Here is a 470-nt window from a genome sequence, read left to right on the forward strand (position 1 = left end):
ATATCTAATGGCACTGCCGAGTAGCTAAGTTCGGAAGGGATAACCACTGAAAGCATCTAAGTGGGAAGCCTACTTCAAGATTAGATTCCTCTGCCTCGAGCAATAAGTCCCCATGGAGACTACGTGGTTGATAGGTTGCAAGTGTAAGAATGGTGACATTCTCAGCTGAGCAATACTAATAGGACGAATGGATTTTAATACAATCTTAACGATTGTTCATTACTCAGAAAAGGATTGACTAACTTTAATTGTTTAGATTATGGAATAAACAAAAGACAAGACACAACATAAACAGAGAAAGAGGATTGATTTGATATTAGGCTCTTGGTAGTTATAACGGTTGAGGTACACCTGTTCCCATCCCGAACACAGAAGTTAAGCCAACTCGTGCTGATGGTAGTGCATCTCGTAGATGTGCAAGAGTAAGTAGCTGCCAAGATCTTGTTATCAAATCTTTTTCTTTGATTACG

At 39.4% G+C, this 470-nt stretch carries 2 rRNA genes; both read left to right on the forward strand.

The annotated features are described in order from the left end of the window. A 23S ribosomal RNA gene (locus DC53_RS22445) occupies positions 1-200 on the forward strand; the annotation flags it as partial. Positions 201-323: 123 nt separating this feature from the next. Continuing rightward, positions 324-439, forward strand: a 5S ribosomal RNA gene (rrf, locus tag DC53_RS00185). Positions 440-470 lie beyond the last annotated feature (31 nt).

The organism is Pseudoalteromonas fuliginea, assembly GCF_000690055.1.
Taxonomy (GTDB): domain Bacteria; phylum Pseudomonadota; class Gammaproteobacteria; order Enterobacterales; family Alteromonadaceae; genus Pseudoalteromonas; species Pseudoalteromonas fuliginea.